The 14,279-nt window shown below is 60.7% G+C and carries 12 protein-coding genes; 5 read left to right on the top strand and 7 right to left on the bottom strand.

What is annotated here, in order from left to right:
- Positions 1–20: 20 nt before the first annotated feature.
- From era to lptF, 6 genes are all read right to left on the bottom strand, one after another.
- Positions 21–923 carry a GTPase Era gene (gene era / locus AO268_RS01395; protein WP_099167684.1) on the bottom strand — a complete coding sequence of 301 codons (903 nt, stop codon included), beginning with the start codon at positions 921–923 and terminating at the stop codon, positions 21–23.
- A complete protein-coding gene (gene rnc, locus AO268_RS01390; protein ID WP_029297476.1) occupies positions 916–1,605 on the bottom strand; it encodes a ribonuclease III in 690 nt (229 codons plus the stop codon). The genes era and rnc overlap by 8 nt, the downstream gene beginning before the upstream one ends.
- 154 nt (positions 1,606–1,759) lie before the next feature.
- Positions 1,760–2,614 carry a signal peptidase I gene (gene lepB, locus AO268_RS01385; RefSeq protein ID WP_076962364.1) on the bottom strand — a complete coding sequence of 285 codons (855 nt, stop codon included), beginning with the start codon at positions 2,612–2,614 and terminating at the stop codon, positions 1,760–1,762.
- A 5-nt stretch (positions 2,615–2,619) separates the two neighbouring features.
- Positions 2,620–4,419: a translation elongation factor 4 gene (gene lepA, locus AO268_RS01380; protein WP_029297480.1), complete on the bottom strand. Its 1,800-nt coding sequence runs from the start codon at positions 4,417–4,419 to the stop codon at positions 2,620–2,622.
- Positions 4,420–4,571: 152 nt separating this feature from the next.
- Positions 4,572–5,651: an LPS export ABC transporter permease LptG gene (gene lptG, locus AO268_RS01375; RefSeq protein WP_076962363.1), complete on the bottom strand. Its 1,080-nt coding sequence runs from the start codon at positions 5,649–5,651 to the stop codon at positions 4,572–4,574.
- Entirely contained in the window at positions 5,644–6,762 is a 1,119-nt protein-coding gene (gene lptF / locus AO268_RS01370) for an LPS export ABC transporter permease LptF (protein WP_076962362.1), read from the bottom strand. The genes lptG and lptF overlap by 8 nt, the downstream gene beginning before the upstream one ends.
- A gap of 281 nt (positions 6,763–7,043) precedes the next feature.
- On the opposite strand from lptF, the gene AO268_RS01365 reads away from it, so the two are divergent.
- From AO268_RS01365 to rlmF, 5 genes are all read left to right on the top strand, one after another.
- Positions 7,044–8,534: a leucyl aminopeptidase gene (locus tag AO268_RS01365; RefSeq protein WP_076962361.1), complete on the top strand. Its 1,491-nt coding sequence runs from the start codon at positions 7,044–7,046 to the stop codon at positions 8,532–8,534.
- 65 nt (positions 8,535–8,599) lie between these two features.
- The gene (locus tag AO268_RS01360) at positions 8,600–9,028 is read left to right on the top strand and encodes a DNA polymerase III subunit chi (protein ID WP_076962360.1); all 429 of its coding nucleotides are present in this window, start codon (positions 8,600–8,602) and stop codon (positions 9,026–9,028) included.
- Positions 9,029–9,035: 7 nt separating this feature from the next.
- On the top strand, positions 9,036–9,422 hold the full coding sequence (locus AO268_RS01355) for a DNA polymerase III subunit chi (RefSeq protein ID WP_076962433.1): 387 nt from the start codon (positions 9,036–9,038) through the stop codon (positions 9,420–9,422).
- A 229-nt stretch (positions 9,423–9,651) separates the two neighbouring features.
- A complete protein-coding gene (locus AO268_RS01350; protein WP_076962359.1) occupies positions 9,652–12,498 on the top strand; it encodes a valine--tRNA ligase in 2,847 nt (948 codons plus the stop codon).
- Between the two features lie 239 nt (positions 12,499–12,737).
- Entirely contained in the window at positions 12,738–13,754 is a 1,017-nt protein-coding gene (rlmF, locus tag AO268_RS01345; protein WP_099167683.1) for a 23S rRNA (adenine(1618)-N(6))-methyltransferase RlmF, read from the top strand.
- Positions 13,755–13,821: 67 nt separating this feature from the next.
- On the opposite strand, the gene AO268_RS01340 is transcribed toward rlmF, so the two are convergent.
- The gene (locus AO268_RS01340) at positions 13,822–14,103 is read right to left on the bottom strand and encodes an HU family DNA-binding protein (RefSeq protein WP_038443110.1); all 282 of its coding nucleotides are present in this window, start codon (positions 14,101–14,103) and stop codon (positions 13,822–13,824) included.
- Between the last annotated feature and the right edge of the window lie 176 nt (positions 14,104–14,279).

The following is a 14,279-nucleotide window of genomic DNA, read 5'->3' as shown; positions in this document are numbered from 1 at the left end:
CACAGAGGTACTACGGTGTTTTACAGGTCGCCGTAGCCCAGGGAACGCAACGCGCGCTCGTCATCGGACCAGCCACCCTTAACCTTCACCCACAGGTTAAGCATGATCTTGGAATCGAACAGCACTTCCATGTCCTTGCGCGCTTCGGTGCCGATGCGCTTGATGCGCTCGCCCTTGTCGCCAATGATGATTTTCTTCTGGCCGTCACGTTCGACGAGGATCAGCGCATGGATATGCAGGGTCTTGCCCTGCTGCTTGAACTCTTCGATTTCCACGGTGATCTGGTACGGCAGCTCGGCGCCCATCTGGCGCATGATTTTCTCGCGTACCAGCTCGGCAGCGAGGAAACGGCTGCTGCGGTCGGTGATCTGGTCTTCCGGGAAGAAGTGCTCGTTCTCCGGCAGGTAGCCGGCGATCACCCGCTCCAGGGCTTCGAGGTTGTGCCCGTGCTGGGCCGAGATCGGCATGATCTGGGCGTTCGGCAGTTGTTCCTGCAACCAGCTCAGGTGCGGCATCAGCTCGGCTTTGTCTTCGATGCGGTCGGTCTTGTTCAGCGCGACGATCAATGGGCCGGTAACGTACTGCACACGTTCCAGGACCATCTGGTCTTCATCGGTCCACTTGGTGCGGTCGACCACGAAGATCACCACGTCGACGTCTTTCAACGCCGCCGAAGCGGTCTTGTTCATATAGCGGTTCAGGGCTTTCTCGCCGCCTTTGTGCATGCCCGGGGTATCGACATAGACCGCTTGCACGTGGCCTTCGGTCTTGATGCCCAGCATGTTGTGGCGGGTGGTCTGCGGCTTGCGCGAGGTGATCGCCAGCTTCTGCCCCAGGATATGGTTGAGCAGCGTGGACTTGCCCACGTTGGGACGGCCGACGATGGCAACATAGCCACAGCGTGTTGCGGTTGAATCAGTCATGGCCATTCTCCACGCCCAGGGCAATCAGTGCTGCAGCGGCCGCTACCTGTTCGGCAATACGACGGCTCACACCCTGACCTCGGCTTTTTTCGTTCAATAAGGTGACTTCGCATTCGACGAAGAACACACGGCAGTGCGGCTCACCCTGGATATCCACCACTTCGTAGCGTGGCAGTTCGCAGCCACGCGACTGCAAGAATTCCTGCAGGCGGGTCTTGGGATCCTTGTTGGTATCCACCAGGGTCAGGCTGTCGATTTCCGACGCCAGCCAGGCCATGACCCGCTCCTTGGCCACTTCCATCCCGGCATCGAGATAGATCGCACCGATCAGGGCTTCCAGGGCATCGGCCAGGATCGACTCGCGACGGAAACCGCCGCTCTTCAACTCGCCGGACCCCAGGCGCAGGTACTCGCCCAGGTCAAAACCACGGGCCAGTACGGCCAGGGTCTCGCCTTTCACCAGGCGTGCGCGCAAGCGCGACAGCTGGCCTTCACGGGCCAGGGGGAAGCGGTTGAACAGGGCTTCGCCCGCGGCGAAGTTAAGGATGGCATCACCGAGGAACTCCAGGCGTTCATTGTTGCGCCCGGCAAAACTGCGGTGTGTAAGGGCAAGGACCATCAATTCCTGGTCCTTGAAGGTGTAGCCGAGCTGACGCTCAAGACGACTCAAAGAAACGCTCACGGTTTACCTACTGTCAGTACGTGGCGGCAAAGGCCATCGACGATTAACGCTGTGTTCAAATTCAAATCCTGGCAATGCTGCGTATTGCTCGAAGCCGGACCAATGTCCAAGCCCCAGAAAAGCATTCGGCGCTGTGTTCACAGCGCCGCATGGATTACTTGATCAGCCCTACCCGCGAGAAGTTCGGCAGGTGGCTGAGCTTGGGTTCCGGCCAGCTCATCCAGACCGCAAAGGCCTTGCCGACGATATTCTGGTCGGGAACCATGCCCAACAGCGCCTTGGGAATGCTTGGGTCATCCCAGTAGCGGCTGTCGTTGGAGTTGTCGCGGTTGTCGCCCATCATGAAATAGTGCCCGGCAGGCACGGTCCACTGGTTGTCGGGCGGCGAACGGTAGCGGCTCATTTCCTTGCGGATCTGGTGCTCTACCGCTCCGAGTTTTTCCTCGTACAGCTCGGCGCTGCCCAGGGTGTTCGGCTCGGAACCGATGAGTTTCTCGGCCACCGACTCGCCATTGACGAACAGGCGCTTGTCGCTGGTGTAGCGGATCACGTCACCCGGCAGGCCGACCACACGCTTGATGTAGTTGACGTTCGGGTCGCTTGGGTAGCGGAACACCATCACATCGCCGCGCTGCGGATCACCCACCTCGATGATTTTCTTGTCGATCACCGGCAAGCGGATCCCGTACGAAAATTTATTCACCAGGATGAAGTCGCCCACATCCAGGGTCGGTTTCATCGAGCCCGAAGGAATCTGGAACGGCTCTACCAGAAACGAGCGCAACACCAGCACGATGAACAACACCGGGAAGAACGACTTGCCGTATTCAACCAGCAAGGGCTCTTTGTTGAGCTTCTCGATCACTACGCCATCGGGCTGGCTGACGCTGCCCTGATAGGACGCGATGGCCGCCCGACGACGCGGGGCGAAGAACAGCAGATCGAGCAGCGCCAGGAGACCACAGACGGCAACGGCGATGACCAGCAACAGCGGGAAATTTAGTGACATAGGACCTAACTATCCAACCTGAGCACCGCAAGGAAGGCTTCTTGTGGAATTTCCACGTTGCCCACTTGCTTCATGCGTTTTTTACCGGCCTTTTGCTTCTCAAGCAGCTTGCGCTTACGGCTGACGTCGCCGCCATAGCATTTGGCCAGTACGTTCTTTCTGAGAGCCTTGACGGAGGTCCGCGCAATGATCTGCCCGCCAATGGCGGCCTGGATCGCGACGTCGAACATCTGGCGCGGAATCAGTTCCTTCATCTTCTCGGTCAACTGACGACCTTTGTAGTGCGCATTATCCTTGTGCACGATCAGCGCCAGGGCATCGACCTTGTCGCCGTTGATCAGCACATCGAGCTTCACCAGATTGGCCGATTGGTAACGGTCGAAATGGTAATCCAGCGAAGCATAGCCGCGACTGGTGGATTTGAGGCGGTCAAAGAAGTCCAGGACCACTTCGTTCATCGGCAAATCATAGGTCACTTGGACCTGGGTGCCGAGGAACAGCATGTCGTGCTGCACGCCACGTTTTTCGATACACAGGGTAATGACGTTACCCAGGTGCTCCTGCGGCACAAGAATATTGGCCCGCACGATCGGTTCGCGCATGTCTTCGATGGACGACAGGTCCGGCAGCTTGGACGGGTTGTCGACGTAAATCGTTTCACCGGTTTTCAGCGCCAGCTCAAAAATAACGGTTGGCGCTGTGGTGATCAGGTCCAGGTCGTACTCGCGCTCCAGGCGCTCCTGGATGATCTCCATGTGCAGCATGCCCAGGAACCCGCAGCGGAAGCCGAAGCCCAGGGCGTCGGAGCTTTCCGGGGTGTACTGCAACGACGAGTCGTTGAGGGTCAGCTTCTGCAGGGCTTCGCGGAAATCCTCGAAGTCGTCGGAGCTGACCGGGAACAGGCCGGCGTAGACCTGTGGCTGGATGCGCTTGAAGCCTGGCAGCACGTCGACATCAGGCGTCGAGCTCAAGGTCAGGGTGTCACCGACCGGTGCACCGTGGATGTCCTTGATACCGGCGATGATGAAGCCTACTTCACCGGCTTTCAGGTCAACGGTGGCGGTGTGTTTCGGGTTGAAGACACCGACGCTGTCCACCAGGTGGATCTTGCCGGTGGACTTGACCAGGATCTTGTCGCCCTTCTTCACCCGGCCGTGGCGCACACGGACCAGGGACACAACGCCCAGGTAGTTGTCGAACCAGGAGTCGATGATCAACGCTTGCAGCGGATCTTCGATATTGCCGGTAGGAGCGGGAATGGTCTTGACCAGGCGTTCGAGCACTTCGTCGACGCCCAGGCCGGTCTTGGCGCTGCACTCGACGGCGTCGGTGGCGTCAATGCCGATGATTTTTTCGATTTCTTCCTTCACGCGGTCCGGGTCGGCCTGCGGCAGGTCGATCTTGTTCAGCACCGGCATGACTTCCAGGCCCTGCTCGATGGCGGTGTAGCAGTTGGCCACGGACTGGGCTTCAACGCCCTGCCCTGCGTCCACCACCAGCAGCGCGCCTTCGCAGGCGGCCAGGGAACGGCTGACTTCGTAGGTGAAGTCGACGTGGCCCGGGGTATCAATGAAGTTCAACTGGTACTTGATACCGTCTTTGGCGGTGTAGTACAGGGTAACGCTGTGGGCCTTGATGGTGATCCCGCGCTCGCGTTCGAGGTCCATGGAGTCCAGAACCTGGGCTTCCATTTCACGCTCGGCAAGGCCGCCGCACATCTGGATGAATCGATCGGCCAGCGTCGACTTACCATGGTCAATGTGGGCGATGATGGAGAAATTGCGGATATGACTCAAATCACTCACGGATCAACACTCAAAAAGGCTGCAGGCAGATTGCCCGCTGAAAAATAGCCGGGAATTGTACCTGATGCTCAGGCCAGGCGTCATCTTTGACGACCAATAACAAAAATGCCCCGTTCTTGCGAATGGGGCATTTTTTGTTCAACACGCGCGGATCAAGCGGCCCGGCGCAACAGCCAGAAGCCGGCCAGGGCACAGATAGTGGTCGGCACCAGCACCGCAAACAGCGGCGAGAAACCGAATACCAGGCTCGACGGCCCCAGCAAGTCCTGGGCAATACGGAAGGTGAACCCCACCAAGACCCCGGTAAACACACGCTGGCCCAGGGTTACCGAGCGCAACGGGCCGAAAATAAACGAGATCGCCATCAATACCAAAGCGGCGGTCACCAGCGGCTGCAACACCTTGACCCAAAATGCCAGCCAGTAGCGGCCGTTGTTCAGGCCCTGCTCCTTGAGGTAGTGGATATAGCTCCACAAACCGGAGATCGGCAGGCTTTCCGGGATCATCACCACGGTATTGAGCAGTTCTGGCTTGAGCGCAATGTCCCAGGCCTGTGTCGGCTCATTGATCACCTCGGTGCTGGCCTCGGTGCCTTTGCCGGGATTGCGGAAATGGGTGGTGGTGACATCGCTCAACACCCACTGGTTGTCACTGAACTGGGCGCGCTTGGCAAAGCTCGACGACAGCATGTGGCGCTCATCGTCAAAGCGATAACGGGTCACACCCACCAGCAGGCCGCCGGGTTGCACCGCGTTGATGTGGATGAATTCATCACCCTGGCGGTGCCACAGGCCGCGCTTGGAACTCTGGGCATCGCCCGAGCCCAGGGCCAGCGCACGGTTGGCCTGGGCGGTGGTTTCCGCCGGTGGCGCCACGTATTCGCCGATCAGCACGCTGGCGGCCATCAGCAGCAGCATGGGTTTCATCACCGCCCAGACGATACGGGAAACAGACACCCCCGCCGCGCGCATGATGGTCAGTTCGCTGTTGCTGGCCAGGCTGCCCAGGCCGATCAGGCAGCCGATCAGCGCGGCCATCGGCATCATGTCGTAGAGGCGGCGCGGCGCGGTCAGTGCCACGTAGCTCAGGACGTCCGTGACCGTATAGGTCTCGGTGACGTTGCCCACTTCATCAATAAAGGCAAACAACGACGCCAGGCCGAGGATGATGCCCAATACCGCCAGGATGGCGACCAGTACGCTGCTACCGATGTAGCGATCCAGCTTACCCACGAGCCATCTCCTTCATGCCGCGACGGCTCTGCATTTTCAAGCGAATCGGTTCCCAATAGAGCAGGCCCAGGCCAATCATCAGGAAGATACCGTGAACCCACCACAACCCCAGGAGCGGCGACAGCTTGCCCTTCTCCAGGGCGCCGCGGGCGGAAATCAGGATGGTCAGGTAGGCCATGTACAGCAGAATCGCCGGCAGCAGCTTGAGGAAGCGGCCCTGGCGCGGGTTGACCCGGGACAGTGGCACCGCCATCAGGGTGACGATAAACACCAGCAGCGGCAGGGAGAGGCGCCATTGCAGCTCGGCGATCGCCCGCAACTCCTTGCTACCGATCAGGGCACTTGTCGGGAGGGCATCGCGGTCGGTGACCTCGTTGCTGACTTCCGGCCGGGCCAGCATGACGCCGTAGGTGTCGTACTTGATGGCGCGGTAGTCGGCCTGGCCGGGGCTGCCGTCGTAGCGATAGCCGTTTTCCAGGATCAGGTAGCGGCTGCCGTCCGGGCGTACTTCCTGGCGCCCGCTATCGGCCACCAGTACGGAAATGCCACGGTCTTTCTTGTCCTGGCCCAGGCGCTTCTCGGAAATGAACACACCGCCGAGGTTGGTCCGATCATCGGTCATGCGCTCGGTGTAGGTCACACGGGTGCCATCGTTGAGTGCCTGGAAGCGGCCCGGCTCAAGGGTGTCGAACTCGGTCATCGCGTCCTGTTTGTTGAGCACCAGCTGGAACTGCATAAGGCCCTGAGGCGCCAGGCTCAGACTCAGCCAGGCCACCACCAGCGCCACGCCGGTGGCCGGGACCATGGTCATGGCCAGCAAGCGCTGCTGGCTCATGCCGGTGGCCGAGAGCACGGTCATTTCGCTTTCGAGGTAGAGCCGGCCATAGGCCAGCAGGATCCCGAGAAACAGGCCCAGGGGCAGGATCAGTTGCAGGAACCCTGGCATGCGAAAGCCCATGATCAGGAACAATGAACCGGGATCCAGGGCCCCCGAGGCAGCCTGGGCCAGGTATTTGACGAAACGACCACTCATGATGATGACCAGCAACACCGCACTCACGGCACTCAGGGTCAGCAGAACTTCGCGGGACAGATAACGGAAGACAATCAAACCAGACACTCCAGGGTTGTCAGGCTAAGGCGGCCAAACAAGCAAGCATATCAAGTCGCCCCGTTGACACGGGCCGGCGAAAAAGATGGCGCATTATCCTGTGATTGTCGGCGCCTGTCACGGAGCTTGCTCACACCCGTGCACAAAGCTGGCCTCAAGGGTTGTCAGGCTGAGGCGGCGCGGTACAAACTGCTGGCTTTGTCGCGCTCGCTCAGGCGAGCCCAGCCTACAGGCCGGAGTACAGACTCCAGGCTCTTTGACCTTATATAAGGGACCCGAACATGGAATTGGTTGTAAAAAGCGTTAGCCCCGAAACGTTGAAGACCGCCACCCTCGTGGTCGCCATCGGCGAAGGCCGCAAGCTCGGCGCGGCCGCCAGGCAAGTCGACGAACTGAGCGGTGGCGCCATCAGCGCCGTGCTCAAGCGTGGCGACCTGGCCGGCAAGGTCGGCCAAAGCCTGCTGCTGCAAAGCCTGCCCAACCTCAAGGCCGACCGCGTATTGCTGGTAGGCGTGGGCAAGGATGCCGAACTGGGCGACCGCCCGTTCCGCAAAATCATCAGCGCCATCTTCGGCACCCTCAAGGGCCTGGGCGGCAGCGATGCGGCACTGGCGCTGGACGAAATCGTGGTCAAGGGCCGCGACAGCTATGGCAAGACCCGCCTGCTGGCCGAAACCCTGCTGGACGGTGGCTACACATTCGATCAGTTCAAGAGCCAGAAAGCCGAACCCCGCGCCCTGAAGAAAATCACCCTGCTGACCATCAAGGCCGCCCAGGCTGAAGTGCAGCGCGCCACCACCCACGCCCAGGCTATCGCGACCGGCATGGCGTTCACCCGCGATCTGGGCAATATGCCACCTAACATCTGCCACCCGACCTACCTCGGCGAGCAGGCCAAGGCCTTGGGCAAAGCGTTCAAGGGCCTGAAAGTCGAAGTCCTGGACGAGAAAAAGATCAAGGAACTGGGCATGGGCTCGTTCTATGCCGTGGGCCAGGGCAGCGACCAGCCGCCACGCCTGATCGTCATGCAATACAACGGTGGCAAGAAAGCCGACAAGCCGTTCGCCCTGGTCGGTAAAGGCATCACCTTCGACACCGGCGGCATCAGCCTCAAGCCGGGCGCCGGCATGGACGAGATGAAGTACGACATGGGCGGCGCCGCCAGTGTCTTTGGCACCCTGCGCGCCGTGCTGGAGCTCAAGCTGCCGATCAACCTGGTGTGCATCCTGGCCTGCGCCGAGAACATGCCGAGCGGCGGTGCTTCCCGCCCTGGCGATATCGTGACGACCCTGAGCGGCCAGACCGTGGAAATCCTCAACACCGACGCCGAAGGCCGCCTGGTGCTGTGCGATGCCCTGACCTACGCCGAGCGCTTCAAGCCGCAAGCGGTAATCGATATCGCCACCCTGACCGGGGCCTGCATCGTCGCCCTGGGCTCCCACACCTCAGGCCTTTTGGGCAACAACGACGAGCTGGTCGAGCAACTGCTCAGCGCCGGCAAGGCCGCCGACGACCGCGCCTGGCAACTGCCGCTGTTCGATGAGTACCAGGAGCAACTGGACAGCCCGTTCGCCGACATCGCCAACATTGGCGGGCCAAAGGCCGGCACCATCACCGCCGCGTGCTTCCTGTCGCGGTTTGCCAAGAACTTCAACTGGGCCCACCTGGACATCGCCGGCACCGCCTGGACCAGCGGTGGCAAGGACAAGGGCGCTACCGGCCGTCCGGTGCCGCTGCTGACCCAGTACCTGCTGGATCGCGCCAAAGCCTAAACGCAACCCTGTAGGAGCCGATTTACAGGCTCCTACAGGGTTTTGCGTGCCTGCCTGGAAATGTAATGACCCAAGTCGACTTCTATATATTACCCAGCGCCGATCCTTCGGCTCGCCTGGACTTTGCCTGCAAACTCACGGAAAAGGCCTGGCGCATGGGCCACCGCATCTATCTGCATTGCAGCGATGCCGCCCAGCGCGAAGACCTCGATGCCCGCCTGTGGCGCTTCAAGGGCGAGAGCTTCGTGCCCCACGGCCCCGCAGAATCGGAGCCAGGGGGGCTGGTGGTGCTGGGTGTAGGCGACAGTTGTGGTGATCACCATGACCTGTTGGTCAACCTGGACCTGAAAGTGCCGGCCTTTGCCAAGGGGTTCGCCCGGGTGGCGGAAGTGGTGGTGGAAGATCCGGCTATTCGTCAGGCCGCGCGGGAGAGTTTCCGTTTCTACCGCGAACAGGGCTATTCTCTGCAAGATCACCGATTACAGCGACTCTGAGCACATGATGGACACTTCAAACCCGCTAAAACCCTCCGACCACCTGCTGGACGACCTTGAGTCGATCCGCCAGTTGCTGGGTGATGACAACCTGCAACCGCCGCTGCTGACCGAGACCGTCGCCACCGGCGAAGTACAGATCCCCCTGCTGTTCGATCTGGTCGGCGCCAAGCCTGCCGCCGCCGAGCCGGTCGAACCGCCCCTCGTGCAAGCAGAACCGGCCGCCGAAAAAGCCCCCGACGCCCTGCTGCTGCACCTGGACAACGAACTGCGCGCCGCGGCGCAATTGATCATGCAGGACGTGATCGACGATTTTGCCCCGCATATCGAAACCGAGATCAAGCGCCGGATGGATGCGCGAATGGAGCGGCTGCTCAGCCAGTACCAGTCCTGACCCACACAGATACCCCCTGTGGGAGCGGGCTTGCCCGCGATGGCAGTAGGTCAGTTGAAAGATACTTGGCTGATACACCGCTATCGCGAGCAAGCCCGCTCCCACACAAGCCCATTGCCACATTTGATCCGCGTAAGCCTTAGCCCCTCTCTTCATCTCGCCCTCTCCCCTATCCCCCGTTATACTTGTCGGCTTTCCTGAATAAATGCCAACTAGGGTCCCGCCGCGCATGGATAAGACCTACCAGCCGCACGCTATTGAAACTTCCTGGTACAACACCTGGGAGTCCGAGAACTATTTCGCCCCGCAAGGCGCGGGTGATTCCTACACCATCATGATCCCGCCGCCGAACGTCACCGGCAGCCTGCACATGGGTCACGGCTTCAACAACGCGATCATGGACGCCCTGATCCGTTTCCGTCGCATGCAGGGGCGCAATACCCTGTGGCAGCCGGGCACCGACCATGCCGGTATCGCCACCCAGATGCTGGTGGAACGCCAACTGGAAGCCAGCGGCCAGAACCGTCACGACCTGGGCCGCGAGAAATTCCTGGAAAAGATCTGGGAATGGAAGGACCAGTCCGGCGGCAATATCAGCCGTCAGATCCGTCGCCTGGGCTCGTCCGTAGACTGGAGCCGCGAACGTTTCACCATGGACGACGGCCTGTCGGAAGCGGTCAAGGAAGCCTTCGTGCGCCTGCATGAAGATGGCCTGATCTACCGCGGCAAGCGCCTGGTCAACTGGGACACCAAGCTACACACGGCGATTTCCGACCTTGAAGTGGAAAACCACGACGAGAAAGGTTTCCTGTGGAACCTCAAGTACCCGCTGGCCGACGGCGCCAAGACTGCCGAAGGCCACGACTACCTGATCGTCGCCACCACCCGCCCGGAAACCATGCTCGGCGACTCCGCCGTGGCCGTTAACCCGAACGATGAGCGCTACCAGGCCCTGATCGGCCAATTCGTCGAGCTGCCATTGGTCGGCCGGCGTATCCCGATCATCGCCGATGATTACTGCGACCCCGAATTCGGCACCGGCTGCGTGAAAATCACCCCGGCCCACGATTTCAACGACTATGAAGTCGGCAAGCGCCACAACCTGCCGCTGCTGAATATCTTCGACAAGAACGCCGCCGTCCTGCCGGCCTGTCAGGTGTTCAACCTCGACGGCACGCTGAACGACAGCATCGACGGCAAGATCCCGGCCGAATACGCCGGTCTCGACCGTTTTGAAGCGCGTAAGCAGATTGTGGCTGCGTTCGATGCCGCCGGCCTGCTGGTCAGCGTGGACGACCACGCCCTGAAAGTGCCCAAAGGCGACCGCTCCGGCACCGTGATCGAGCCGTGGCTGACCGACCAGTGGTACGTCTCCACCAAGCCATTGGCAGAACCGGCGATTGCTGCCGTGGAAGATGGCCGCATCCAGTTCGTGCCCAAACAGTACGAAAACATGTACTTCTCGTGGATGCGCGACATCCAGGATTGGTGCATCAGCCGTCAGTTGTGGTGGGGCCACCGCATTCCGGCCTGGTACGACGAGTCGGGCAAAGTCTATGTCGGCCGCGATGAAGCCGAAGTGCGCGCCAAGCACAACCTCGGCCCGGACGTGGCGCTGCAGCAGGACAACGACGTACTGGACACCTGGTTCAGTTCGGGCCTGTGGACCTTCTCGACCCTGGGCTGGCCACAGCAGACCGAGTTCCTGAAGAAATTCCACTCCACCGACGTGCTGGTCACCGGCTTCGATATCATTTTCTTCTGGGTTGCCCGGATGATCATGCTCACCATGCATTTGGTGAAGAACGAGGACGGCACTCCCCAGGTGCCGTTCAAGACCGTGTACGTCCACGGCCTGGTGCGTGATGGCCAGGGCCAGAAGATGTCCAAGTCCAAGGGCAACGTGCTGGACCCGCTGGACATCATCGACGGCATCGACCTGGAAACCCTGGTGCAAAAACGCACCTCGGGCCTGATGCAGCCGAAACTGGCGAAGAAGATCGAGAAGCAGACCCGCGACGAGTTCGCCGACGGCATCGCCAGCTACGGCACCGACGCCCTGCGCTTTACCTTCTGCTCGCTGGCGTCCACCGGTCGCGACATCAAGTTCGACATGGGCCGCGTCGAAGGCTATCGCAACTTCTGTAACAAGATCTGGAACGCCGCGCGCTATGTGCTGGACAAGGGCGAAGACTGCGGCCAGAACGGCGAAGCCTATGAACTGTCCCTGGCTGATCGCTGGATCATCTCGCAGTTGCAGCGCACCGAAGCCGAAGTGACTCGCCAACTCGACCAGTTCCGTTTCGACCTGGCCGCACAAGCGCTGTACGAGTTTATCTGGAACCAGTATTGCGACTGGTACCTGGAACTGTCCAAGCCGGTGCTGTGGGACGAGAACGCACCGATCGAGCGCCAGCGCGGCACCCGTCGCACCCTGGTGCGCGTGCTGGAAGTGGCGTTGCGCCTGGCGCATCCGTTCATGCCGTTCATCACCGAAGAAATCTGGCAGCGCCTGGCGCCGCTGGCCGGTATCGAAGGCAAGACCATCATGCTGCAACCTTGGCCGGTGGCCAATGAAGCCCGCATCGACGAGGCTGCCGAAAGCGATATCGAATGGCTCAAGGCCCTGATGCTCGGCACGCGCAATATCCGCGCCGAGATGAACATCGGCCCGGGCAAGCCATTGGCGGTGTTCGTGAAGAACGCCAGTGCCGAAGACCAGCGCCGTCTCACCGAGAACGACGCCCTGCTCAAGAAGCTGGCCAAGCTGGAGTCGATCACTGTATTGGCTGATGGCGCCGAAGCACCGCTGTCTGCCACCGCACTGGTTGGCGAGATGGAAGTGCTGGTGCCGATGGCCGGGCTGATCGACAAAGGCGCCGAACTGGCGCGCCTGGACAAGGAAATCCTGCGTTTGCAAGGCGAAGTGCAGCGCGTGGGCGGCAAGCTGTCCAATGCCGCCTTCGTCGACAAGGCCCCGGCCGAAGTCATCGACAAGGAACGCGCCAAGCTGGCCGAAGCCGAACAGGCCTTGGGCAAGCTGGCGGAGCAACATGCGCGGATTTCCAGCCTGTAAGGGCCGGCCTGCGTAAAAAAGAGACCTTCGGGTCTCTTTTTTTTGGCTCTGGAAAACACCCCCACTGCCCATTGAAAACCCGATCAATGTGGGAGCTGGCTTGCCTGCGATAGCCTCACCTCGGTCTACCTGATAGACCGAGTCGCTTGCATCGCAGGCAAGCCAGCTCCCACATTTGCCCGGGTCGGGCTCAGGATGTGTGACAATGGCCGCCACTTTGAGCCAACACCAGAATCATCATGACCGCCCCCAGCACACCCAAACCGCCCCGCAAGAAGCCGAAAACCGCCGCCCCGGCCAAGCCCGTCGCGCCACGTAAAGAGGCCACTCTGCACCCGCGCAACCGCCACCAGGGCCGCTACGACTTCCCGGCGCTGATCAAGACCACGCCGGAACTGGCCCAGTTCGTGATCCTCAACCCCTACGGCAAGGAAAGCATCGACTTCGCCAACCCCGACGCAGTGCGGGTGTTCAACCGGGCGTTGCTCAAGGCGTTCTATGGCGTGCAGCACTGGGATATCCCGACTGACTACCTGTGCCCACCGGTGCCAGGGCGTGCCGATTACGTGCACTTTCTCGCCGACCTGCTGGCCAGCGTCAACGACGGCAAGATTCCCCGGGGCTCAATCGTCAAGGTGCTGGACATCGGCATGGGCGCCAACTGCGTCTACCCGCTGATCGGCTACATGGACTACCGCTGGAATTTCCTCGGCTCCGAGATCGACCCGACCGCCGTGGCGGCCGCCAAGGCCATCGTGCAGTCCAATGACCTGAGCAAGGTCATCCAGTTGCGCCTGCAAAGCAATCCCAAGCATATTCTGCTGGGGCTGCTGGAGCCGGGTGAGCGTTTTGACCTGACCATGTGCAACCCGCCGTTCCATGCCTCCATGGACGAAGCGACCAAAGGCAGCGAGCGTAAATGGCGCGCCCTGGGCAAGGCCGACCCCAAGCGCAAGTTGCCGGTACTGAACTTCGGCGGCCAATCGGCAGAGCTGTGGTGTGAGGGCGGTGAAGCGCGGTTTGTCACGCAATTGATCGCCGAAAGCGCGCACTTTGCCCATAAAGTGCTGTGGTTCAGCACCCTGGTGTCAAAAGCGTCCAACCTGCCCGCCATCCAGACCGCGCTGAAAAAGGCCGGCGCCCTGGAAAGCCAGGTGGTGGAGATGTCCCAGGGCCAGAAACAGAGCCGTTTTGTGGCCTGGACCTTCCAGACCAAGAACGAGCAGCAGATCTGGCGCCAGCGCTGGGTGCGCTAGGGGCAAATCGCAGGCAACAAAAAACCGTGCCCGGATCGCTCCGGTGCACGGTTTTTTTTACTGCGTCTTACTTGTTGATCGAGTCGGTCAGGCCTTTGGCCACAACCAGCTTGATCACTTTCTTCGCAGCGATTTCGATGGCAGCGCCAGTCGAAGGGTTACGGCCGGTACGGGCTGGACGCTCGGTCACTTTCAGTTTGCCAACACCTGGCAGAGTGATTTCGCCACCGTTGTCCAGCTGGTCACCAACGATCTGAGCCAGCTGCTCCAGTACGGCACGTACTTGAACCTTGGTGGTGTCAGTGGATTCGGCGATATCAGCGATCAGTTGGTCTTTAGTCAAAGCCATTATGGTGTTCCTTCCCTATCAAATTCATTTGGATTGCAGAGTGCAGTGTCAGCCATCGAGCCCGACCGTCATGGCCTGGCACCCCTGGCCATAACCGCGAGAGATCGGGGTTATAGATGCCTGAAACGGGGTTTGGTTCGACCTGACAAATGCTGAATGCACGCTTAACGCCGATA

The sequence above is a fragment of the Pseudomonas sp. ICMP 8385 genome, from assembly GCF_002699915.1.
Taxonomy (GTDB): Bacteria; Pseudomonadota; Gammaproteobacteria; order Pseudomonadales; family Pseudomonadaceae; genus Aquipseudomonas; species Aquipseudomonas gessardii.
The sequence above is the reverse complement of the archived record's forward strand: the minus strand, read 5'-3'. Positions and strand labels throughout refer to the sequence as shown.

Excerpts from the sequence above, each read along its gene's own strand:
- AO268_RS01360 (WP_076962360.1), top strand. The coding sequence starts at position 8,600 with ATGACCCAAGTCGACTTCTATATATTACCCAGCGCCGATCCTTCGGCT.
- AO268_RS01365 (WP_076962361.1), top strand. The coding sequence starts at position 7,044 with ATGGAATTGGTTGTAAAAAGCGTTAGCCCCGAAACGTTGAAGACCGCC.
- lepB (WP_076962364.1), bottom strand. The coding sequence starts at position 2,614 with ATGTCACTAAATTTCCCGCTGTTGCTGGTCATCGCCGTTGCCGTCTGT.
- era (WP_099167684.1), bottom strand. The coding sequence starts at position 923 with ATGACTGATTCAACCGCAACACGCTGTGGCTATGTTGCCATCGTCGGC.
- AO268_RS01350 (WP_076962359.1), top strand. The coding sequence starts at position 9,652 with ATGGATAAGACCTACCAGCCGCACGCTATTGAAACTTCCTGGTACAAC.
- AO268_RS01355 (WP_076962433.1), top strand. The coding sequence starts at position 9,036 with ATGGACACTTCAAACCCGCTAAAACCCTCCGACCACCTGCTGGACGAC.
- rlmF (WP_099167683.1), top strand. The coding sequence starts at position 12,738 with ATGACCGCCCCCAGCACACCCAAACCGCCCCGCAAGAAGCCGAAAACC.
- AO268_RS01340 (WP_038443110.1), bottom strand. The coding sequence starts at position 14,103 with ATGGCTTTGACTAAAGACCAACTGATCGCTGATATCGCCGAATCCACT.